20 protein-coding genes are annotated in these 21,757 nt (G+C 56.7%); 8 read left to right on the top strand and 12 right to left on the bottom strand.

Going from position 1 to position 21,757, the window contains the following annotated elements; translation table 11 throughout:
• Positions 1 to 130: 130 nt before the first annotated feature.
• Complete coding sequence (locus tag P0119_04725) at positions 131 to 763, bottom strand: OmpA family protein (GenBank protein MDF0665365.1); 633 nt, start codon at positions 761 to 763, stop codon at positions 131 to 133.
• A 24-nt stretch (positions 764 to 787) separates the two neighbouring features.
• Positions 788 to 1,999, bottom strand: a complete 1,212-nt coding sequence (locus tag P0119_04720; protein ID MDF0665364.1) for a hypothetical protein — start codon at positions 1,997 to 1,999, stop codon at positions 788 to 790.
• A gap of 942 nt (positions 2,000 to 2,941) precedes the next feature.
• Here P0119_04720 and P0119_04715 point away from each other — a divergent pair.
• The gene (locus P0119_04715) at positions 2,942 to 3,865 is read left to right on the top strand and encodes a GGDEF domain-containing response regulator (protein MDF0665363.1); all 924 of its coding nucleotides are present in this window, start codon (positions 2,942 to 2,944) and stop codon (positions 3,863 to 3,865) included.
• A 33-nt stretch (positions 3,866 to 3,898) separates the two neighbouring features.
• Here P0119_04715 and P0119_04710 read toward each other — a convergent pair whose 3' ends face one another.
• Positions 3,899 to 4,690, bottom strand: coding sequence for a right-handed parallel beta-helix repeat-containing protein (locus P0119_04710; GenBank protein ID MDF0665362.1), 792 nt, complete (start codon positions 4,688 to 4,690; stop codon positions 3,899 to 3,901).
• A gap of 276 nt (positions 4,691 to 4,966) precedes the next feature.
• Between P0119_04710 and ybgF the strand changes: the two genes are divergently transcribed.
• A complete protein-coding gene (gene ybgF, locus P0119_04705; GenBank protein ID MDF0665361.1) occupies positions 4,967 to 5,458 on the top strand; it encodes a tol-pal system protein YbgF in 492 nt (163 codons plus the stop codon).
• 36 nt (positions 5,459 to 5,494) lie between these two features.
• On the opposite strand, the gene P0119_04700 is transcribed toward ybgF, so the two are convergent.
• Together P0119_04700 and P0119_04695 are read right to left on the bottom strand one after the other, a co-directional pair.
• Positions 5,495 to 6,001, bottom strand: a complete 507-nt coding sequence (locus P0119_04700; GenBank protein ID MDF0665360.1) for a DUF2726 domain-containing protein — start codon at positions 5,999 to 6,001, stop codon at positions 5,495 to 5,497.
• Positions 5,998 to 7,197 (bottom strand): anhydro-N-acetylmuramic acid kinase, encoded by a 1,200-nt coding sequence (locus tag P0119_04695; protein ID MDF0665359.1) that lies wholly within the window; start codon positions 7,195 to 7,197, stop codon positions 5,998 to 6,000. The genes P0119_04700 and P0119_04695 overlap by 4 nt, the downstream gene beginning before the upstream one ends.
• 148 nt (positions 7,198 to 7,345) lie before the next feature.
• Between P0119_04695 and P0119_04690 the strand changes: the two genes are divergently transcribed.
• From P0119_04690 to P0119_04675, 4 genes are all read left to right on the top strand, one after another.
• Positions 7,346 to 8,296 carry a metal ABC transporter substrate-binding protein gene (locus P0119_04690; protein ID MDF0665358.1) on the top strand — a complete coding sequence of 317 codons (951 nt, stop codon included), beginning with the start codon at positions 7,346 to 7,348 and terminating at the stop codon, positions 8,294 to 8,296.
• 38 nt (positions 8,297 to 8,334) lie between these two features.
• Entirely contained in the window at positions 8,335 to 9,126 is a 792-nt protein-coding gene (locus P0119_04685; protein MDF0665357.1) for a metal ABC transporter ATP-binding protein, read from the top strand.
• A gap of 16 nt (positions 9,127 to 9,142) precedes the next feature.
• On the top strand, positions 9,143 to 9,973 hold the full coding sequence (locus P0119_04680; GenBank protein MDF0665356.1) for a metal ABC transporter permease: 831 nt from the start codon (positions 9,143 to 9,145) through the stop codon (positions 9,971 to 9,973).
• Between the two features lie 157 nt (positions 9,974 to 10,130).
• Entirely contained in the window at positions 10,131 to 10,760 is a 630-nt protein-coding gene (locus tag P0119_04675; protein MDF0665355.1) for an outer membrane beta-barrel protein, read from the top strand.
• A 72-nt stretch (positions 10,761 to 10,832) separates the two neighbouring features.
• Here the strand turns inward: P0119_04675 and P0119_04670 are convergent, their stop codons facing one another.
• From P0119_04670 to P0119_04660, 3 genes are all read right to left on the bottom strand, one after another.
• Complete coding sequence (locus P0119_04670; protein MDF0665354.1) at positions 10,833 to 11,264, bottom strand: GNAT family N-acetyltransferase; 432 nt, start codon at positions 11,262 to 11,264, stop codon at positions 10,833 to 10,835.
• 326 nt (positions 11,265 to 11,590) lie between these two features.
• Positions 11,591 to 12,013 carry a hypothetical protein gene (locus P0119_04665; protein ID MDF0665353.1) on the bottom strand — a complete coding sequence of 141 codons (423 nt, stop codon included), beginning with the start codon at positions 12,011 to 12,013 and terminating at the stop codon, positions 11,591 to 11,593.
• Positions 12,007 to 13,011 carry an RluA family pseudouridine synthase gene (locus P0119_04660; protein MDF0665352.1) on the bottom strand — a complete coding sequence of 335 codons (1,005 nt, stop codon included), beginning with the start codon at positions 13,009 to 13,011 and terminating at the stop codon, positions 12,007 to 12,009. Before P0119_04660 ends, P0119_04665 begins: the two co-directional genes overlap by 7 nt.
• 184 nt (positions 13,012 to 13,195) lie before the next feature.
• On the opposite strand from P0119_04660, the gene P0119_04655 reads away from it, so the two are divergent.
• Both P0119_04655 and P0119_04650 read left to right on the top strand, forming a co-directional pair.
• Complete coding sequence (locus P0119_04655) at positions 13,196 to 14,626, top strand: circularly permuted type 2 ATP-grasp protein (GenBank protein ID MDF0665351.1); 1,431 nt, start codon at positions 13,196 to 13,198, stop codon at positions 14,624 to 14,626.
• 55 nt (positions 14,627 to 14,681) lie between these two features.
• A complete protein-coding gene (locus P0119_04650) occupies positions 14,682 to 15,662 on the top strand; it encodes an alpha-E domain-containing protein (GenBank protein MDF0665350.1) in 981 nt (326 codons plus the stop codon).
• A 456-nt stretch (positions 15,663 to 16,118) separates the two neighbouring features.
• Here the strand turns inward: P0119_04650 and P0119_04645 are convergent, their stop codons facing one another.
• The 4 genes from P0119_04645 to P0119_04630 form a co-directional block, all read right to left on the bottom strand.
• On the bottom strand, positions 16,119 to 16,322 hold the full coding sequence (locus P0119_04645; protein MDF0665349.1) for a hypothetical protein: 204 nt from the start codon (positions 16,320 to 16,322) through the stop codon (positions 16,119 to 16,121).
• A 336-nt stretch (positions 16,323 to 16,658) separates the two neighbouring features.
• A complete protein-coding gene (locus tag P0119_04640) occupies positions 16,659 to 19,997 on the bottom strand; it encodes a transglutaminase family protein (GenBank protein ID MDF0665348.1) in 3,339 nt (1,112 codons plus the stop codon).
• Between the two features lie 4 nt (positions 19,998 to 20,001).
• The gene (locus P0119_04635; protein MDF0665347.1) at positions 20,002 to 20,730 is read right to left on the bottom strand and encodes a peptidase; all 729 of its coding nucleotides are present in this window, start codon (positions 20,728 to 20,730) and stop codon (positions 20,002 to 20,004) included.
• Positions 20,731 to 20,987: 257 nt separating this feature from the next.
• On the bottom strand, positions 20,988 to 21,749 hold the full coding sequence (locus P0119_04630) for a class I SAM-dependent methyltransferase (protein MDF0665346.1): 762 nt from the start codon (positions 21,747 to 21,749) through the stop codon (positions 20,988 to 20,990).
• Positions 21,750 to 21,757: the final 8 nt, after the last annotated feature.

Raw genomic sequence — 21,757 nt, 5'->3', positions numbered from 1 at the left:
TCTCAAGTCTCCACCGATAACAATTGCCGGCATGGGACAAGCCGGCGGCAGACGGGATCCGAATCGATCTGAGATCGTGCACAGGCGAACCAGCGATGGTTAAAACAGCCTATTGTGCGGGCTCGCCTCGCTACCCAGGTCGCATGTGAATTTTAAAAACGACTCGGCGGCTCTTATCGCGGTCGAGCTGTCCGGCATCATTGTGTAGAAGGTTCTGTTTTCCACGCCCGTTCGCTGTGGCTTTCTGCAAGAAACACTCATAGGCCCAAGGAAGCTTCTCGTGAATGACTTCCAGGCTTTTCGACAACACCGCAAAAGAGCGGTCCTGACTGAGCCTCAGATTACGTATATCGTCCCCCAGATCGTCGGTGTACCCCTCAATGACAAACGCCTCCACCTCTTGACCACCAGATTGACAAGTGATTGAGGCGTAGTGAGGCATGGCCTCGGACAGGAAGATTTGGGCAGCAGGGAGCAACGTGCTCTTCCCAAACTCAAAGTTGATCGCGGTATCCGGCACCGTGATCGTATGGACGTTCGGCCTTCTGGCCTCCAGCGGTGGATGAAGTGGATCAAGTCTCGGTGTCATGTCCGTCGGTACGGCACGGCCCTCGGCCGGACTGGCATTTCCATTTTGAACGCGGGTCACATAGGCCACGAGCAAGAGAACGAAGATGACGGCGAGCGAGGTCATTAGATCTGCAATCCCGCCCGTCACCACGGCTGAGTTGTCACGAGTGTCTTGTGCAAAGCTCGACTTCATCCCAGTCGTTCTCTCCGTACCTTGTCATGTGACACGAGATGACTTTCCCGAATCGCGGATTTTATTCGCCGGACGCACATGTTCTGCCGTCGCAGTTGTATTGCTCCTGAGTTTCTGGAACATCGTTTCGATCTCTGATTGAGACAGCTTCACCGGGGAGGATTGCTCCTTAACCGAGATCTTGAGATCGTGAATGGCTTCCAGCAAAGAATTCAGCAGCGGCCTTAACGCCCGCTGGACTTCGCGGCCGATCTCTTCGGGCAAATCAACAAGTTTCATCGGTGAATCTTTGGGATTCAAAGCCGCGAGCGCTTGTGCGGCGGAGTTCAGAGCTGTGACGGTTGATCCGAGGTGCTGCTGCACGACCTCTACAAGTTGCTGTGCGGTATCGTTCCGGATGGGACTGACCATGGCTGTTGGAGCTCCGTTCGGAGACGGGGAGACATGGACAGATTGATCGGTAGCTTTTTGAGGAAACATTTCGTCCAGGAGAGAGACGCATTCCCGGTGTCGATTGTCCAGCCGATGCCAGAGGGAATTTTCGAGGAGCGTGAAGGCATTGGCACAGGCCAATCCGACGATGGATGTGACAAACTTTCCTGAGAGCCCGTTGATAAGCCCTTGGATTCCGTCGATCTCCGACCCGTTCGCATGAAGCTTGCTGAGGCCGATCAAAATCGCAAGGAAGGTGAACATCAAACCCATGCCCGTCATGAAGGCGGGAAGCTGCCTGTAAAAACGGATATTGAGTTGGGCGGCGCAGAGAGATTCGAACGAGAAAAACTCGCTTGCTGAGCGCTGGCTGTGGACTGTCGGCTCAAGAAACCAGGCAGATTGCTCTACCGCAAGAGTTTTGCGGTATGAGAGCCAGTCTCGGACAAAAGCCTGCTCCGACCGTACCGCACGATCGAGCGCTTGCAGGTCATCAAGATCGTGTCGCGTTTCCGCCGACTCACCATGACGCGCACGCCTTTTCGCCAAGGCCGGAATGACAAGCCAGTCTGTGGACGCCTGTTGACGTGCCGATACCAGCGGCGCAACGATTGCCTGGAACCGTGAAAGGGTCCGTCGAATTTGCACCAGACCTCGAATGAGCACCGCACCATGCCAAAGACAAAGGGTGAGGATACTCGCAGCGCCGATCCAGCTGAGCATGGGACTTTGAAGCCCGCCGACAACCCTCACGTCGCGACTGAGCAGTTCCCAAAGAGCGGTAACCGGATCTAATTCGTGCATCGGACGGACCTCGCTGAGGACCCAACCGCCGGTCTCAAAAAACAAAGCTCGATCATCTCCGTCAACTTCTGTGCCAGAGGGAATGGTGTCGATAATGGGCTCTGTACGGCCATGATCATGATATGCCGCAAGAGCTACAAGAATATTCTTGCCGAGAAGGAGGCAATTTCTGCAGGGATACGCCCTCCCCTAAGATCGGGATAAAATTTGTGCTCGGGTCGATTGAAAGCGGGTTTTCGTGTTATGGTCTGATATGTCTTTTGATCTTGGGATCACCAGAGGGTATCCCAAAAGAGACGGGACCATGCCTTTAAGAACACGGCTGCAGCGGCTTACCAGAATTATTTGTGTGGTCTGCTCGGTAACGGGATGCGCAAGCGAATTCTCCTTTTTCAGCGCCTCCGGAGAGCCGCTTCTGATTTCACGCCGTGGATATACGTCAGACGAATGTACTCAGAAGGTTAAGGATGACGCTGCTCGCTTGGGTGTCACGTTACGGTATGTTCACATCCGTGGCAGCGTCCTGGGTCGTTCGCTACTATGGCCCTTTGAACCGGGATACGCCTGTGAAGCTGCAATCGGCCCACCGCAGGGTCCAATCGGTGTCTACCCTGGTGACCTCCGTAGCATTTCTCAGGGTTCATGACTCAATTGTTCCTCTCCACTTCCTTTTTCCATTTTGAATCGACACAACCCAGGGGCGGATGCTGTGGTCCACGATCTTCGCCAAATCGCTGGATGACCAGCTGACTGTTTTGCATGCTACTGCGGTGCCTCATTTGCCGGTGAGCGTACATCCCTCCCATGGACCCTCGGTGAAGCTAAAAACGGAAGGCACTGCTTCGACGATTCGCTTGTTGATTCAGGGGCTTTGGCTATACTTATCATGTGTGTGAAGCGTTGGTCGGGAGGGGCAGGGAGAAAGCATTAGCCCGGAGCGCGATGATCAAGGTCCTGTTGGTTGAAGACAACGATGTCGATGCGCGGCTGACTCAAGATATTCTGCTGGAATGTGACATGGAAGCATTCGAGATCATCCGCGTGACCCGCTTGAGCGACGCCTTTGCACGTCTGGCCCGGGCGCGTTTTGACGCCGTCCTTCTCGACCTATCGCTGCCCGACGGTTACGGACCCTCAACCGTGCGTCAAATGCAAGCCGCGAATCCTACAATTGCCATCATCGTGCTGAGCGGACTCAATGACCAAACACTCGCGCTACAAGCAGTCCAGAACGGGGCACAGGATCACCTCGTCAAGGGGCAGGGGCAGTCGGAGCTGTTGGCCCGCTCAATCCGCTATGCCATAGAACGGAAACGGGCTGAGGAGCACCTGACCTACCTTGCCCAATATGATCAGCTGACGGGCCTTGTAAACCGCACGTTGTTTCGTGATCGCCTTATCCAAGCGATGGCGCGCAGCAAACGCCTCCAACAGGCTCTCGGTCTCATGCTGCTTGACCTTGATCGATTCAAACCGGTGAACGATACCATGGGTCACGATGTCGGCGATCAGGTTTTGAAGGCCGTCGCGGAACGACTTCAACAGTGTGTGCGTGAAGTGGACACGGTCGCCCGCATGGGAGGAGATGAGTTCACGATTATCCTTGAGGGCCTGACGTGCGAAGAGGACATCACGCTTGTCGCACAGCGAATCACCAAGTTATTGGCGGATCCATTTCACCTTGGCCAGCACAGGGCATCGATCGGAGTCAGTATCGGGATTACCGTCTACCCGACCGATGATCACGAAGTCGATGAGCTCTTGAAGCATGCCGACGCCGCGATGTACCGGGCCAAACAGCAAGGGGGAAGCTCCTTTCAGTTTCACATCCCCGATGATTCGCCTTCTTCCACCCGCTTGAGTTAACGATCCTCTACTCATCAGGGCCCCTGGCCGCCATCATCGCCCGATCTCAGCAAGGGGCTGATCGGAGATTGAATACGCCCCCATAGGATTCAGCTCGATTCGATTCATTGTAGGAAGCGCCGACGGCGCCGGGTTGGGATGCGAATCGGGTGTCAGGAGAATGCCCCAATGCTGATTATTCCGACAGACATTATCGACAATCAACCCTTCGGACTGATGGAACAAGAGAATGCCGCTCAGCATGTTTTCTTCACAGAGATTCCGCACCAGCTCCGGACGACTACCCGCATCCCTGACGGCGATGCCGAAATGGTGATTCTCAACACAGCGATTGTCGGCCACTCGGGGTTGAGCACCGGCAAAGACGAAAATGCCCGACTCCCGATTGCGGCACACTTCGTTGTCGGTAAATGCGACCCGACATTCGGGTCCATACAAGACCACTCCCGACAAGATTCCTTCCATCGCTCGGCATTGCGTGATGATGCAGGTGGAGTTCAGTATGTTGAGAGCCGAATGTTGATCGCTGCCGACATAGCGGAACGTGATGCCGGTTATCCACCCTTCCGGCACCTCCTGTAGGTAGAGCGGGCCGCCACGTCGGCAGAAGATTTGAACCCTATCTCGTCCGGCACCGACAAGCCGCACCGGTCGTTGAGTGACGACCAGCTTATCCTCATAAATCCCAGGACGGACATAGACCTGGTCCGATTCACCGACATCCTTCAGTGCGGCGCTTGGAGATCCATAACAGCGCGGATCAACGCGATCGACAACCAATGTTCGTCCGCCCAAGGGGTTGGACGGAATGGTCTCTTCAGTCACGATGCTCTCCTCAGGAGATATTTATCGCTTTCGTTAGGACGTTGGCAGGGAGCGAGTTCATTGAAGACCGAATTCCTGGATGAGGGAATGCGAACCACTTTGTACAAATCTGTGTCTTCCTCTACACGTCCCTGAAGACGATCAAGACCGAAGGATTCTGGAATTGAGTAAAATTCTATTTTTTCAACGGTTCTCGTACCTGAATGATCATGGCTCTGGCATACCGATTGCGTAGATAAGCCTTTCGACTGTCATATAAGAAGATGGAGGCTGGTTATGCTCCGCAAATGTATCAGAATTCTCATCGTCCTATTTATTCTCTTTCCGGTTGGCCAGTCCTCGTCCGCCCCTACTCAACGGCAGGACACGACCCGCCGATTATACGATCGCGTGATGGATGAATTTAAGCACCGCGACTATGAGGCAGCGATGGCAGGTTTCCGACTCTTCATCGAGCTGCATAGCCAATCCGCCTTGGCAGCGAATGCGCAATATTGGATCGGAGAATGCCAATACCGGATGAGGCGATATCGAGACGCGCTCAAGTCGTTCTATGAGGTCGTGTCCAATTACCCCCTCAGCCCTAAATCGGCGGCTTCGACGCTGAAGCTCGGCCAGACGTACACGAAACTGGGCGATCACGAGACGGCACGACTCATGTTTGACCGAGTTGTGGATCAATACCCGGATAGCCCGGAAGCTGAAGTCGCTCGCAAAGTCATCGAGCCTAACCCAAGTGCCGAAGCCTCGACAACTGAATCGCCATAGGAACCCACGTGTTCGATTGCACCGACTCCGCCCTCGTCACTCCTCTGCAGCGATCCCCAATTGAGCGGCGAGATCTGGTAGCGAATAGCTCTTACTCGACGACAGCTTCGTCAGCTTGATCCCCGCCGCGTCGAGCACCGACTCGATGACGTGCTGCCGGTCGGTCTGATGAGGGTCCGAGGATTCGCGTTCGATCAGTACGACCTGTTCGACGCGGCACGACCCGGGATGGACAAAGACGAAATCGACTCGTTTGAGCGCGATCTGACGCAAAACATCGGAACGCACCTTTGCCGCCGCTTCGACCTCGACGAATGACCAGAGCGGCACCTGACTAAACACGAGGTAGCGCTCTTCGACGGCCATTTGCAGGAGGCTATACAACGCGACCTCCTCCTCCGCGAGCAAGCGGGCGGAACCGATGGTGACGCCGGGAGGAATGGCAAACGGCGATGCCCGTTGCTTTCTTCGACGGACACTCCTCAGATAGCCCCAAAGACCGATGCTCACCGCGATGACCGCACCGGCCAGAAGAATTTTCATCTTGTCTTACTTCCGCCTTTGCGCGAGCGCAGCCGTTCATGCCACCGTGGGCCGCTTGGGACGATGCAACCCAACAGCCTTGGGGACGCTGCCCCCGTGACCGATGGGACGTTCCCGCATTGTTCCATCACGGTCTGATACGCCAGGACGGCAAAAGCGACCGATTCCAGAGCCTTACTGTCCCAACCGTGCGTCTCAAACGGCGTGACCGGCACCGGAGCAAAGATGTCAGCTAAATGTCCCATGATCGCCCGGTTCCGGACACCGCCCCCACCCACGATCACGTCATCGATCCCGCCCTTGATCCACCGCCTTGCAGTCCCGACCGATTCGGCAGTCCAGCGGCTACAGGTAGCCAGAAGATCTTCGACCGCCAACCGACGTGTTTGTTGCCAGCTAAGCAATTCTTCCAGCATCTTCGCGCCAAACGCCTCGCGACCGGTCGATTTTGGAGGCGCCTGAGAAAGATACGGATGCGCGAGAAGTTTGGCGAGCAATCTTGAATCGATCCGGCCTTTGGCCGCCAATCGTCCCTCGCGATCCATCGAGGCCCGGCCATTCGTGATACGGGACATGAGCCCATCGAGCACCATATTCGCCGGCCCCGTATCGAACGCGACGAGTTCATCGGAGCCAGATCCGCGAGGAAGGTAGGTGACGTTGCTGATGCCGCCAAGGTTTACGATGAGCCGGGCGCGGCGCGGATGTCGAAACAGCAGCGCGTGGACCCCTGGGGTAAGCGGCGCCCCTTGTCCGCCGGCCGCGATGTCGCGTGGACGGAAATTCGCCACCGTGGTAATCCCGGTGCGTTCGACAATCACGGCCGGCTCAGCGATCTGAAGAGTGGAGCGTATGGCGCCGACACCTGTATCTTTGATGCCATGCGGCAGGTGGTGCACTGTTTGGCCGTGAGATCCGATCAGGTCTACATTTTCCGGGGATAGTTGAGCCGACCGAATGACGCCTAAGGTGGCGTGGGCAAACCATTCGCCTAGGAGCGCATTCAGGTGGCAAATGTCCGCCACCGTTCCGGAAACCGATGCCGCGAGAATTCGTCGCTGCAGCGAACGAGGGTACGGAAGCGAATGAAACGCGAGCATCCGGACATGGAGACCGCCCTTCTGACGGACGATGGTGACTAACGCCGCATCGACTCCGTCCGCTGAGGTTCCTGACATCAATCCGACAACGTTCATCTCCTGTATCCTTTCACCCGCCGCATGAATGCCCGGGGCCCACGGGTGTGCTACGCTAATCGAACTTTAGTGTGTGGTCAAGGAGTCGAATGGACAGGGCCTATTGAGCGGTATGCCCTCATGATCTCGTTGACACCATCATACGCGGATGGTACCGTCCCCGCCGATGTTTCTGGTCAACCACCTGTGGGAGTCGCCTGTCTGTTCTTTCTTTGCCGTGCTAGCGGGAGTTTTTCTCCTCTCCGGCCCTATTGCGGAGGCTCGCGACCCGATTCCTGTGGTGGTCACGATTCCCGTCCTGCAAGATCTGGCGCAGCAGGTTGGTGGCCGGTACGTACGAGTCACTTCGTTGTTGAGCGGCTACGAAAACGAGCATACCTATTCACCCAAGCCCACCGATCTGGTCGCAGTCCGGAAGGCCAGGCTGTTGTTGGAAATCGGCATGGGACTGGAGGTCTGGGTTTCATCCCTGGTGAAGAATGCGGGAGACCAATCGTTACGTGTGATCACGACATCCCAGGGGGTAGAGCTGATTCGAGACGGCGCCGATGCTCATGAAGGGACGCATCGTGAAGGAGAAGCCGGGAATCCGCATATTTGGCTGGACCCTGAAAATGTCGCCATCATGCTGCGCCATATCACCCAAGCCTTCATTGAAGTGGACCCGAGTCATACGGCTGAATACCAGGCCAATCAAGCGGCCTATCTCCGACGGCTGGGTCAGGTGCAAAAGGAACTGCTTGAGCGCACCCAGCGGCTAACCGACCGGCGTTTCATCGCCCATCACCCAGCTTGGCCCTATTTGGCAAAGCGATTCAGCTTCGACATTGTCGGCACGATTCAAACCCAGTCCGGCACAGAACCATCCGCCCTTCATCTACAGTCTCTCATTGAGAAGGTGAGAAAGGAGAATATCAGAGTTGTCGTATCCGAGGTTCAACTCAGCCAGCGACTCCCGGAGCTACTGGCGCGGGAGACCAAGGCCCACGTCGTCGTCTTGACGGCGATGCCGGGCGGCTTGGCGGGAACTGAGACCTACCTCGACATGCTTCGCTATGATGTGCTCCAATTGGCCAGTGCGCTGGAAACAACCTCGTAACCGTTCTCGTCTTGGCGCCGGAAGGAGCTTCGGATTTCGTGTCTGACCTCCGCGAGCCGATCATCCGCTTCGACCATGCCTCCTTCGGATTTCCCGGGCTCATCGCCCTCAAGGACATTTCGTTGACTATCTACGAGGGCGAATTCGTGGGAGTCATCGGCCCGAACGGATCAGGCAAGACGACGCTTTGCCGCGCCGTACTGGGCCTTCTCGCTCCAGTAGAGGGCCATCTTCATATCTTCGACTGTGCCTGTGATGAGCTCCGCTGCCACCATCGCGCAAAAATCGGCTACCTCCCCCAGAAAGGTGTCGTCGATCGGAATTTTCCGGTGACGGTTCTTGAAACGGTGATGATGGGTCGTTACGGAGCACTGGGCCTGTTCAAACGCCCAGGGAGGAAGGATCGGGACATCGCGCTGGAGGCACTGGCTCAGGTCGGAATGGAATCTCACCAAGACAATGCGCTCGGGCATCTGTCCGGCGGCCAGCAACAGCGCGTCTTCATCGCCAGGGCCCTGGCCCAGCAACCCAAGGTCCTGATATTGGATGAACCGACGACCGGTCTGGATATCACCACTCAACACAATGTCATTGAGCTAGTCCAACACCTTCACGAGGAGCTCAAGCTGACGGTCCTGCTGATTACGCACGACATTAATATGATTCGCTCACGAGTGGATCGAATGGTTCTTCTCAAAACCAGACTCTTCGCCGCCGCTCCCCCAGCGGAGGTTCTCAAACCGGAGATCCTTCACCAGGTATACGGCAAAGACCTCGTTATTACAGAAAACGATCTTGTCATCGTCGAAGATTACCATCATCACCACTAGGAATTGACTGCCGGCCATGTTGGATCTTCTCACCTATGATTTCATGCAACGCTCACTGCTTGCCGCAGCGATGGTGGGTGGGCTCTGCTCCGTCATCGGGGTGTTCGTGGTATTGCGGGGATTGGCATTCGTCGGCGCTGGGACGTCACATGCCGCATTTGCGGGCGTGACACTCGGCTACTTGATGGGATGGCCGCCCTTGTTGCTCGCCATTGTGTTCGGCCTTGCGACGGTCTGGATCACCGGATGGGTCGAAGAACGTGGCCGAATGAAGCTGGACGTCTCAATCGGTATTCTCTACACCACGACCATGGCACTGGCCATTCTCTTTATCGGACTGATGAAAACCTACAATGCCGAGGTGTACGGATTCTTATTCGGCAGCGTTCTATCGGTCACTCCCGAAGAACTACGCATCATTGGAGCGTTGAGCGTTCTTGTGTTGGGCCTTCTGCTCCTGTTTGCAAAAGAACTCTATTTCATCGCCTTCGACCAAGAGATGGCCGAAGCGTCCGGCGTACCGGCCCGTCAGATATTTTTTCTCCTCCTGACGTTGATCGCCTTGACGGTGGTGGTGTCCCTGAAAACCGTCGGAGCGATCTTGGTCTTTGCCATGATCCTGATTCCGGCCTCGACCGCCTACCAACTCACCCATAGCCTCGCGGCACTGACCTTCTATTCCTCGGCAATCGGCATTCTGACGGCCGTGTCCGGTGTCCTGATCTCTGCCCTGTGGGATGTGCCTTCCGGGCCGGCCATTGTCCTACTAGCCACCACTCTGTTTTTCATCTCGGTTTTCTTCTCGCCGAAACGTGTGCGGCGGATGCGGGCCGCTCATTCTCATTAAGTACCTTGCCCCGCTTTCGCTATAATGCTATGTCTATGCGAGCCCTCTCCCCCGATGGGAATCGGCGGTGAGTTCTCGTTTCTCCAAGTGTAACGAGATACCGAATCTGTCAGTATCAACATGCGAGCGAAGCGGCCACATTCGAGAGGAGGAGTCCATGCGGAGACGAGGTCTGCGGGCTGGATTGGTTGGATTGTTGGTCGTCATTGCTGCAACGGTGATCCTCACGTCAACCGATGCCTTGGCTGAAGGATTCGGGGGGATTGAGGCAGGCAAGTGGATAGTGGGTTATCGAGCAGGCTTTGCCCCGCTTACCCAGCAGCTCACGGAGAATACTTCGACGTCAATAGGACCACTGGTCAATTTTCAAGGTATGTACAGTCTCAATACCTGGTTTTTGATCGGAATGATGCTTGAGTGGGAACGGCACGGAGTCAGCGTAGAGCGAACTGACACGGACCTGGGACATCAAGATACAGTATCTGTGCTTCCCACAATAGAGCTACGTCCGGTGAAAGTAGGTCGGTTCACCCCCTATGTGAACATGAGCTTCGGCGTGAACGTCAACAGTTTCGGCGAGGATACGCCTACTAGCATCAGTCCGAGCAACAACTTCGCCTGGCGATTAGGCTGGGGAGGCGATTACCGGTTCACCGAACGGTTCGCCTTCAACGTCGAATGGGCCTACAAACAAAACAACGGTCACGCGACCGTCAACGGATTCAGGAATGATGATTGGAATGCCTCCTCGTTCGGCTTTCTCTTTGGCGGGAAGATGTTTTTCTAGCTTGGTACCGCCGGGCTGTGACCAGCCTTTCGTGTGACTGCGGAAGGGTCGGCTACACCAGGAAAACAGTTTCTATCCTAGACGGCGATTTTTGCCCCGGCTCCACACCATGCCGGTCTGCTCCTTTGAACTGAAGCCCAGTCTTTCATAAAAACCCGGACGCCTGGTACAGAGCCAAAAGAGCTCCACTCGCTTGAGGCGGGGGTGATTGAGGATGCGCTGCACGATCTCGCTCCCCACTCCCTGCCCCTGATACGCCTTGTCGACGATCACATCCCAGATCGTTGCACGGTAGATGAAGTCTGTGAGCACTCGGCCGAACCCGATCAGTTGATTACCATCCCAGGCACACAGAGTTAGGTCGGTATGGCGTAGCATGTCCTTCGCATCATCGAGCGATCGGCTCTTGGCCCAAGGCGCCTGGTGAAACAGTCTGATGAGCTGACCTGCTTCCGGGAGTTCTTTCGACGAGTAGGTGACGGCGGACTTGAGGGTTGGAGGCATCTTATACTAGAGTATCTCCCGAATCGTCTTGAAGTGTACGGGGAAACCGATGTCAACGCAAGTCCGAACCTGTCCAAAGTGTGCCCAGCTGATGTGGCTGAAACCGGATGAGTACGAGGTGCTCGACGATGAAACCGTTCGAGCGAAGTGCCCTCACTGTGGGAGTGTTGCGCGCTTCAAACTTGTCACCGTTGGCCCGAACGCATTAGGGCCAAAGATGGGGCACTAGCCGCTTTGCTGAGTTTTCAGTTGTGAGTTTTGAGTGATGAGTTTGGGGTCTCTCCGGAAAACTAAGAACTACGCACGCAGAACTCAAAACTGCGGCATCACATCCCTCCACCGGCACCATCCAGCTCAGGCTGATTGCCCGGAAGGATCTTCTGTAAAGCGGCTCGATAGTCCTTGAGTCGCTTTTCATCCACCGGTCCGATCTCAATTTCCTTATCCCGTTGCATTCGTTCCAAGTGATCCAATGCCGAGAGAAGCGGCTGAACGGCCCCGAGGAGATTTCCGATTTCAAACGCCTCCAGAGATGACACCAACGATTCATTCAGCGACTTGTATGGGGTGCCGGCACTCTGGCTTCGCGCACGTGACACGATGGTTTCATAGCCATCCACCGCCTCGAAAGAAGGTTTCACTCCCGAGGGTAGCGAGCTCAAGTGGACAATGGGTGGAAGTTTAGCGGCATAGGACTTGAGGTGGGACGTTAACCCTCCCACGGTATCAAGTACTTCGGTGGTCAGCATGCGTCCTCAGCAAAATGGAATTCCGCGGCTGATCCGCGCGCCCTACCATGGGTGGCGAGTATCAGCTCTTCAAACGCATTCGTCACCGTCTCCATATCACCGGGAATCGGCCTCGTGAATTCCTCCACTTTACCCGTCGTTGGATGAACGAATCCCAGTGTCCTGGCATGGAGCATCACCCGAGGAATCACCACTTCATCGACCGTACAGACCTTCCGTCCGCCGTACGTGTGATCCCCCAGAATGGGATGTCCCAAGGAAGCGAGGTGAACCCGAAGCTGATGAGTGCGGCCTGTTCGGGGATACAGCAGCACATGGGCAGCCGCTTTCCCATACCGCCGCTCCACTACATACTCCGTCACCGATTCCTTAGGACTGGTCGTTCTCGGAGAAAATTTCTTTCGATCTTTGATGTCCCGGCCGATAGCCAGTTCGATCAACCCTCGGCCTTTCTTGGGAACGCCCCAGACCAAGGCTTCGTACACCCGGGTGATGGTATGGTGCTTGAATTGCGCCGCAAGCGCGCGGTGCACCTGGTCGGTCTTGGTGATGACCATGACGCCGGATGTTTCCTTGTCCAGTCGATGGACGAGACCGGGCCTCTCCTTTCCACCGATGGTCGAGATCGTGCCGCCCGATGTTTGGAAATGATGGAGCAGCGCGTTCACCAGGGTACCGGTCCAGTTCCCCGGAGCAGGATGGACGACGATGCCAGGCGGTTTATTCAAGACCAGCAGAGATTCATCCTCGAACAGCACTTGAAGAGGGATGGCCTCTCCCTTGATTGAAAGAGGCTCCGGCTTCGGGACATCCATGGTGATTCTATCGCCTGGTTTGATCTTGTGACTCGCCTTCACCACCTGATCGTTGATTCGAATGCGCCCCAGCTCGATCAGCCGCTGCAAGGCAGACCGCGAGATCTCCCGTTCTCGATTGACGAGAAAGAGATCCAGCCGTTTCGGCTGTTCTCCGGAAGTGATGATAAATTCTGTAATCATGAGCAGAACACGCTACTAAAGAGCTCTGGTCAAATGCAATCGGCTATTGCCGGCGGTTTGCTTCCTTCGTAACGGAGGGTCATAGTATCAACGCAACCCGGTCCGCTAAGCTCTGGCCTCTCTCAGCGGAGCAGTTGAAGCCAACGAGGGGTTTTGCTAGGGTGGCTACCCTGGGGTAACTCACATGAGCATACGATTTTCGCATTACGACCCAGAGGGGTTCTACGACGAGCTCTACGAGGAGAAAGGCCAGCCGCGATCCGGAAGCACGCTCTTACTGCGGAAGTTTGCATCACTGCCGGAAGGGGAGCTGAAAAAACGACAGGAAGCGGCTGAACGCGTGATTCTCAACATGGGGATGACGTTCGGCGTCTACGGGAACGATGGTGGACATGAGCAGATCTTCCCCTTCGACATCGTACCACGGATCGTTTCGGCGTCGGATTGGGAGCACATTGAATCCGGCCTTCGTCAGCGCATGCGCGCGTTGAACTTGTTCATCGACGATGTGTACCACGATCAACGGATCATCAAGAACGGAGTGATTCCTAACGAGCTGATTCATTCCAGCAAGGGTTTCTTGCAGCCCTGTATGGGCCTCCATCCACCGCGAGGTATCTGGTGCCACATTGCCGGGATCGATCTGGTGCGAATCAGCGATGGCCGGTACTATGTCCTCGAAGACAACACCCGTTGCCCGTCCGGAGTGGCCTACGTGTTGGAGGCCAGACAGGTCATGAAACGGACATTTCCTGAGCTGTTTGAGGCCTATCGTGTCCGGCCGGTTGATGGCTATCCAAGCCAACTCTTGGAAACCCTTCGTTCCCTTTCTGAGCTTCCGGATCCGACCGTCGTGATTCTCACGCCGGGCACTTTCAATTCCGCCTACTACGAACATTCCCTGCTCGCGCAAAAGATGGGAGTGGAATTGGTCGAAGCCAACGATCTCGCAGTCGTAGAGGGATCGGTCCACATGCGCACCACCAAGGGGTCTCAACGTGTCGATGTGATCTACCGCCGGATCAATGACGACTATCTGGACCCCCTGGCGTTTCGAAGCGATTCCCTGCTTGGAGTCCCCGGTCTGATGGAATCCTACAAGAGAGGCCGAGTCGCGCTCGCCAATGCGCCCGGTACAGGTGTGTCGGACGACAAAGCCATTTATGCCTACATCCCGAAGATCATCAATTACTATTTGGCGGAGGAACCGATACTCCCGAATGTACCCACCTATATCTGTTCGGATAGACAGGATCGAACCTATGTCTTGGAGCATTTGGATCAACTGGTCGTGAAAGCCACCAATGAAGCCGGTGGGTACGGGATGTTGATAGGCCCACAGGCCTCGCGACAAGATCGCGAGGAGTATGCCCGTCGCATCGAGGCCGATCCGCGCAATTACATTGCCCAACCCACTCTGGCCCTCTCGCGAGTGCCTACCTTGGTGGAGGATCACTTGGAAGGTCGCCATGTTGATCTACGCCCGTACGTCTTGTATGGACGTGATGTGTACGTCCTGCCGGGTGGCATGACGCGCGTGGCGTTGCGGAAAGGGTCACTCGTGGTGAATTCGTCTCAAGGCGGGGGCAATAAAGATACCTGGGTCCTTTCATGAACGACGACTTCACCGCTGAAGCTCAAACCAACAACCGTCCCGCGCTCGACCGACGATGCTGAGCCGTGTCGCCAGTTCCATCTATTGGTTGAACCGTTACATCGAACGGGCGGAGAATTATGCGCGGTTCATCGAGGTGAACGTGAACCTCACCCTTGACCTTCCCAGAGGCACCACGGAGCAGTGGGAGCCGTTGGTGGCCACAACGGGAGATCGTGAAAGTTTTACCGGTCGCTATGGAAAAGCGACGAAGGAAACCGTGATCCAGTTTCTCTTGGCCGATGCCACAAATTCCAATTCGATTCTCTCTTGCCTCCTGGCCGCCCGGGAGAATGCTCGGACGGTCCGGGAAATCATCTCCACCGAGATGTGGGAGCAGGTCAACCGCTTTCATCTCATGGTCAGAGACGGTGTCTCGAAGGGCCTGTCCAGCCGAAATCTCCACACATTTTTGACGGATGTGAAAGCGAACTGCCACCTCTTCCTGGGCATTACCGACGCCACCATGTCGCACGGAGAAGGTTGGCACTTCGCCAGACTCGGCCGCCTGCTGGAACGAGCGGATAAGACTTCCCGGATTCTCGACGTGAAATATTTCATGCTGCTCCCGACCGTGGCCGAAGTCGGCACGCCGTTCGACATTATCCAATGGTCCGCCTTGTTGAAGTCCGCCAGCGCCCTAGAGATGTATTGCAAACAACATGGCCGCATCTCGCCCAACCAGGTGGCGGAGTTTCTGATTCTCAATCCGAACTTTCCGCGGGCCATCCGCTATTGCCTCATCAAGGCCGAAGATTCACTCCATGCGATTGTCGGATCAGAGAGCGACAGGCATAGCAATCTGGCGGAAAAGCGGTTGGGTCGGTTACGGTCGGAAATGGACTACGCCGATATGGCGGACATCCTGTCGGGCGGGTTGCACGAGTTTTTCGACGACTTTCAACTCAAGCTCAATCGGACCGACGACGCCATTTACGAAACGTTCTTCGCCCTGCGCCCGATCGAAGGGAACGTGGTGAAGGAGAAAGTGCAGTGAGGCGTCTACCGTGCCAAACGACCCCGGTTCAGCCGCGTTGGGCTCATGAACCTCCTGGCCGTCGTCGGTTGCAAGCCGTGGTTAGCTGGCCCTGTTATGAAGCCGCCGGTTGTGCCTTTTCTTCGCGCCGCGGATAGCACCCAGTGTGGTTGTACCCGGAGTTCTCTGATTCTCATTGGTCAAGTCCTTTGAAACGTTAGCCTTGTTGCTTGATGCGCCGCTCGTACTCATCATGCGGTCCGATCCAAACCCAAATGAAGTCCGCCTCATCCTCGACTGCCAGCGCCCGGTGATGAGGTCCGACCCTCACCGACCACAGCTTGCCAACTTTCTTGAAGTGTAAAGAAGGGTGCCGAGGATGTTTTTTCAGGAGGTCGAAGTTTTGTCGGGCCACTTTCTGGACAGCTTCTGGCAGACGCGCATAGGAAGCCCAGAACCGGGCCGTGGTGCGATGCTTCACAGGTCCTTGAGTGGCCCCTTAGCTTTCTCGTCGAGCGCCTCACGCACCAGGAAGTCAAGCCGTCCAGCCTCGGAGTCGGCTTCGATCTCCTCGTCCCATCTCTCCCAATCCTTTTCTGAAAGCCACCGGACGAGTTCACTGAACTCCTCCCTGGGAAGTCCCTCGATTTCCGTCTTGAGCTGATCTACCTTTGACATCATCCTCCCCCCAGGTAAGAACCCATCAGCGCCCGACCGGCAGCACGACCTTCTTCACAAGGTTAGTATGCCACCCTTGCCTGTTCAGCGCCACACCCTAAGAAGCCGAAACGAGCCGAAACGGGAACATTGTGAGATTCCCTAGGCCGCGATTCCCTTAATGCGAGAGGATAACCAGAATGTCCCCTTTATTCCCTTCCTTCTCATATTGCGCGACTTCACAAATTGGAGATGGTGCAGGAGGAGCTCTTTTGAAGCTGTCGGAAGCGTCGTCTAGCGGTGCGTCCAACCATGACGTATTTGTCTCACTCGCCCAGCCTCCGATTGCTCTGCAATCGATCACCCGGGACTCCGTCGCAGATCGAGGGTAAAGGGAAAGTCCCGATTCCGCTCCTCGGGGTGGACGTTCATCGGACCCGGTGTGTGGCCATGGTCGCAGAAGCGAGTGAGGCGTCGGGCTTCGGCTTCGTTCGCATTCACGGGAAAGACGTCGTAGCTCCGTCCTCCCGGGTGCACCACGTGGTAAGTGCAGCCGCCGACCGCACGGCCAGTCCAGGTATCGACCAGGTCAAACCGCAGCGGGGACTGCACCGGGATGGTCGGATGCAGGGCTGAGGGCGGTTGCCAGGCTCGATACCGGACCCCCGCGACGAATTCACCGCGCGTCCCGGTCGGATGAAACGGAACAGGACGGCCGTTGCACGTCACGACGTGGCGCGGATCGATCATGCCGTTGACCTTGACTTGAATGCGTTCCACCGACGAGTCCACATGGCGCGCAACGGCGCCCGCAACCGTTTCTTCCCCCAACACGTGCCACGGTTCAATCGCCTGTCGTAGTTCGATCTCAACGCCCTCGAAGACCACGCTCCCGTACCGGGGAAACCGGAACTCAAAAAATGGCGCGAACCACTCGCTCTGAAATTGATACCCACCGGCTCGCAAGTCCCACAGCACATCCCTCATGTCTTGCGAGACGAAATGGGGCAGCATGAACCGGTCATGCAATTCGGTTCCCCAACGCACCGCCTGAGCATGATAGGGCTGCTTCCAAAACTTCGCGACGAGGGCGCGGAGTAACAACATCTGCGACAGACTCATCCGGGGATGAGGCGGCATTTCAAAGGCCCGGAATTCCACCAATCCCAGGCGGCCTGTCGCGGAGTCCGGGGAATAGAGCTTGTCGATGGAGAATTCCGCGCGGTGCGTATTGCCGGTCAGGTCCACGAGCAAATGTCGCAGTAAGCGGTCCACCAGCCACGGAGTCACTGTGTCTTGCCCGGCCTGCTGTTTGGCCGCCATCTGCTGAAACGCAATCTCGAGTTCGTACAGGTGGTCATGACGGGCTTCATCCACTCTGGGCGCCTGGCTGGTCGGCCCCACAAACATGCCGGAAAAGAGGTAAGACAACCCGGGATGATTCAGCCAGTAGGTGGTGAGGCTCCGGAGCAGGTCCGGGCGGCGCAACATCGGACTGTCCCCCGGCGTGGGACCACCCAGCGTGGTATGGTTTCCGCCGCCTGTGCCGGTATGACGCCCATCGAGCATGAACTTTTCCGTCCCTAGCCGCGACTGGCGCGCTTCTTCGTAGAGGATCTGCGTGTTGCTGACCAGCTCCTCCCAGGTCCTGGCCGGATGAATGTTGACCTCAATGACGCCTGGATCGGGAGTCACCTTGAAGGACTGCAAGCGAGGATCATACGCAGGTGGATAACCTTCCACCCACAACGGGCTCTGTAACTCAGCAGCAGTCTCCTCAACCGCGCTGACCAGGTTGAGGTAATCTTCCAAATAAGCCTGAGGCGGCATGAAGATGTGCAGTCGTCCCTGCCGGACTTCGACACAGAGGGCGGTCCGAAGCACCGCCTGAGCCGATTCACCGACCGCCCATGTTTTATTGATCGCGAGTTGGAGCTGGTCTGGCACATCAGCTCCACGCCGTCCAGCCCCAGCTGATCCTAGTGGTTCGCGCGCCTCCAGCGGGTCGCGTTCCTGCTCGATTTCAACATCATCAGGGGCTATCCAGGGGAGCGCGGTCAAAGGAAGCCGATAGCCCATCGGTGAATCTCCCGGTAGCAGATACAGCCGCCCTCGCTTGAGCGGCCATGGGCCGGAGATCCATCGGGCTTTGCGCGGACCAGAGTGATGGAGCGACGACGCTACTGCTCTTAGAGGCAGCACATAGCCCGCCACTTCACCCAACCCCCGATCCAGCAGGCGTGCTAACGTCCTGCGCTGTTCCGGATCTTTGAGGTCTTTTTCGAGCGGGTCCACATTGACCGGTAACTTCTGTTCCTCCATCAGGTAATGCCAGACATCTTCATAGGCGGGGATGGCAAAGGCGGGATCGAGATTCAGCCGTTCGGCCAAACGGGCCGCAAACTTCTGCGCGCGATCAGCCGAATAGCCGTAAGAAACTGATTCATCGGCAACCAATGAGGGATTGGACCAGACCGGTTCGCCATCCAGCCGCCAGTAGCAGCCCAATGCCCACCGGGGCAGCACTTCACCCGGATACCATTTGCCCTGACCATAGTGCAGCAGCCCACCAGGCGCAAAACGGCTCTTCAGCCGTTTGAGCACATCGCCGGCGAGTTTCCGCTTGGTGGGACCGAGCGCTTCGGTATTCCACTCGGCCCCCTCCATATCGTCGATCGAAACGAACGTCGGCTCGCCTCCCATCGTGAGCCGTACATCGCCGGCCCGCAGATCGGCATCGATCCGGCGGCCCATCGTCTCGATGGCTTGCCATTGTTCGTCGCTGTAGGGCTTCGTGACACGTGGATCTTCGTGAATCCGTGTCACGGTCATGCGGAAGTCCAGCTCGGACTCGCAGACACCAGTACTCCCGATCACGGGTGCGGCGCTGGACGGAGAGGCCGTGCAGGCCAAGGGGATATGTCCTTCTCCTGCCAGTAAGCCGGACGTTGGGTCGAGTCCGATCCAGCCGGCTCCCGGAATATAGACCTCAGCCCAAGCATGGAGATCGGTAAAATCCTGCTTGGGCCCGGCCGGCCCATCGAGAGGCTTCACATCTGCTACCAGTTGAATCAGGTACCCCGACGCAAACCGCGCCGCCAGACCACAATTCCGCAGAATCTGCACCAGCAACCAGCTACTGTCACGGCACGAGCCTCGCCGGAGGCGCAATGTCTCCTCGCAACTCTGTACGCCTGGTTCGAACCGAACTATATAGTCGATATCTCTTTGAAGCCGCTGATTGAGTCGGACCAGAAAGTCGGTAGTCGCGTGTGATTCGTCGCGATCAGCCAGTCTGAATTGTGCAAGCCATGCGCCGAGCAGCGGACCGCAGGGGTCCACTTCCAGAAAAGGGGCCAGCTCCTTGGCCAACTGCGGCTGATACGCAAAGGGAACCTGTTCGGCGGAAGGCTCGATGAAGAAGTCGAACGGGTTGATCACCGTCATGTCCGCAACCACATCCACCACCACATCGAGTTCGATGGTCTGCTCCGGAAAAACGACGCGCGCCAGATAGTTGCCGTAGGGGTCCTGCTGCCAGTTGATGAAATGATTGGTGGGACGAATATTCAGCGAATAGCTCTGAATGCGGGTCCTGCAATGGGGGGCGGGGCGCAGCCGGATCTCATGCGGGGATAGGCTCACCGGCCGGTCGAAACGATAATGGGTCTTATGGTTCAGGGCGACCCTGATGCTCATAGGATCAATTGTTCCAATGCGGATCAGGCAGTTCACTGAACAGCCGCTTCAACCCAGCTCCCCATTGCTCGCGCATGTTGTCGAAATAGGAGTCATGGTCTCCGAGTCGTCGTTGGAGGGCGACCTTGAGGCTATCTCGTTCATAACACAGTAAGTCGATCGGCGGACCGACGGAGATGTTGCTGCGCATCGTGGAGTCAAAGGAGATCAGGACGCATTTCGCCGCCTCCATCAGGCCGGTCGAATAGGTGACCACTCGGTCGATGATCGGCTTCCCATACTTGACCTCCCCGTTCTGGCAGTAGAGCGTATCCGGCGTTGCTTCAATGAAATTGCCTTCCGTATAGAGATTGAACAACCGGTGCCGCTCGCCGTAGATCTGCCCTCCCAGGATAAACGCGGCACTGGCATCGATATTGTGTTGCAACAGATAGGGTCCGTCTCGGTTCTGCACCCCGCGCATGGTCTCGCCCACGAGGCAGGCGACATCATACATGGAGCCGCAGCTCCAGATGTTGTGCTGGTACATCTGCCCCCCCTGTTCCAGCAGGGCCACCACCCCCTGGGTCACCGCCAGATTGCCGGAACTGAGCATCACGATCACCCGATCACCTGGGCGCTCAAACACCGTCATTTTCCGAAAGTTGCCGATTTGATCTACGCCCGCATTGGTCCGTGAGTCGGACGCGAGCACCAAGCCCGACTCGACCATGACCCCCACACAATACGTCATCCGCACCCCTCACAGTTCTGATATGACTGGAACAGGCTCGGTCGTCCCTCGCGAGTCCAGAAAGACCAGCGCCTAGGGGAGGAAGCCTAGACTACGCCCCCATGAGGCGTCAAGACAACTCGTCTAGGCAGGCTACGCCGTGATGCAAGCTTGCACCGACTGCCACAATCCTCATCCCTGTAGCCCGGAGAGCGATTACAAGGCAAACGATGTCCCGTGATCAGAATTCCATGACGGCAACGGTGTGAACTTTCTCATCACCCAACGGTCGGCTTGACGGCGTGGCAACGCAAGCGGACATAATCAACCGTCCAGCGGCCATCTGGATTTGCCAACACCGGTCGCAGCGTCTCACGCACTCGTGCAATGAATTCTGCTTGACTCGCGCTGGGGATGAGATCAAAAAAGGGCTGGGCGAACATTTCCAACCACTTCGTGATATCGCCCGGTAAGCCGGTCGGGCGAGGAAACAGGTTGATTGTGATGACCTGAAACCCTTGCCGTTCCAGCCTCGCACCATACTCCTCTGCGGTCGGGAAGTACCAGGGCTGAATGATCGTAGGATCGCACCCGTAGGTCTTGAGAACTTTGTGAAGCCCGGCCAGCAGGTTGGTGAGGTTGCCTTTCCCCCCGAACTCTGCCACGAGCCGGCCACCTGGGCGTAATGCGTGCCGGATACCGCACAGCGCTTCGTCCGGTTTCACCATCCAATGCAGGGCCGCGTTGCTGAAGACCGCATCGAACTCCTGGTGGAAGGGAAGCCGGTGCCCATCGATCACCTGAGCATGGACGCCGAGAGCCTTCGCCGTCTCGACCATCGCCTGGCTCGAATCTATTCCGACGACATCGCACCCAAGGTCTAGGAGCTGCCTCGTCAACACCCCGTCGCCGCAACCAAGATCCAGGACACGTTCGCCCGGTTTGGGAGCCAGCATGTCAATCAGGGGCGCGCCGAGGTCAGTCACAAACCGCGCATGCTCTGCGTATTGTTGAGGATTCCAGATTGGTTGTGTTGACATGGAAAACT

This window comes from Nitrospira sp., assembly GCA_029194665.1.
Classification (GTDB): domain Bacteria; phylum Nitrospirota; class Nitrospiria; order Nitrospirales; family Nitrospiraceae; genus Nitrospira_D.
The sequence above is the reverse complement of the archived record's forward strand: the minus strand, read 5'-3'. Positions and strand labels throughout refer to the sequence as shown.

Coding starts and splice junctions, on each gene's coding strand:
- P0119_04725 (MDF0665365.1), bottom strand. CDS start 763: ATGAAGTCGAGCTTTGCACAAGACACTCGTGACAACTCAGCCGTGGTG.
- P0119_04720 (MDF0665364.1), bottom strand. CDS start 1,999: ATGCACGAATTAGATCCGGTTACCGCTCTTTGGGAACTGCTCAGTCGC.
- P0119_04715 (MDF0665363.1), top strand. CDS start 2,942: ATGATCAAGGTCCTGTTGGTTGAAGACAACGATGTCGATGCGCGGCTG.
- ybgF (MDF0665361.1), top strand. CDS start 4,967: ATGCTCCGCAAATGTATCAGAATTCTCATCGTCCTATTTATTCTCTTT.
- P0119_04700 (MDF0665360.1), bottom strand. CDS start 6,001: ATGAAAATTCTTCTGGCCGGTGCGGTCATCGCGGTGAGCATCGGTCTT.
- P0119_04695 (MDF0665359.1), bottom strand. CDS start 7,197: ATGAACGTTGTCGGATTGATGTCAGGAACCTCAGCGGACGGAGTCGAT.
- P0119_04690 (MDF0665358.1), top strand. CDS start 7,346: ATGGTACCGTCCCCGCCGATGTTTCTGGTCAACCACCTGTGGGAGTCG.
- P0119_04680 (MDF0665356.1), top strand. CDS start 9,143: ATGTTGGATCTTCTCACCTATGATTTCATGCAACGCTCACTGCTTGCC.
- P0119_04675 (MDF0665355.1), top strand. CDS start 10,131: ATGCGGAGACGAGGTCTGCGGGCTGGATTGGTTGGATTGTTGGTCGTC.
- P0119_04670 (MDF0665354.1), bottom strand. CDS start 11,264: ATGCCTCCAACCCTCAAGTCCGCCGTCACCTACTCGTCGAAAGAACTC.
- P0119_04665 (MDF0665353.1), bottom strand. CDS start 12,013: ATGCTGACCACCGAAGTACTTGATACCGTGGGAGGGTTAACGTCCCAC.
- P0119_04660 (MDF0665352.1), bottom strand. CDS start 13,011: ATGATTACAGAATTTATCATCACTTCCGGAGAACAGCCGAAACGGCTG.
- P0119_04655 (MDF0665351.1), top strand. CDS start 13,196: ATGAGCATACGATTTTCGCATTACGACCCAGAGGGGTTCTACGACGAG.
- P0119_04650 (MDF0665350.1), top strand. CDS start 14,682: ATGCTGAGCCGTGTCGCCAGTTCCATCTATTGGTTGAACCGTTACATC.
- P0119_04645 (MDF0665349.1), bottom strand. CDS start 16,322: ATGATGTCAAAGGTAGATCAGCTCAAGACGGAAATCGAGGGACTTCCC.
- P0119_04640 (MDF0665348.1), bottom strand. CDS start 19,997: ATGAGCATCAGGGTCGCCCTGAACCATAAGACCCATTATCGTTTCGAC.
- P0119_04635 (MDF0665347.1), bottom strand. CDS start 20,730: ATGACGTATTGTGTGGGGGTCATGGTCGAGTCGGGCTTGGTGCTCGCG.
- P0119_04630 (MDF0665346.1), bottom strand. CDS start 21,749: ATGTCAACACAACCAATCTGGAATCCTCAACAATACGCAGAGCATGCG.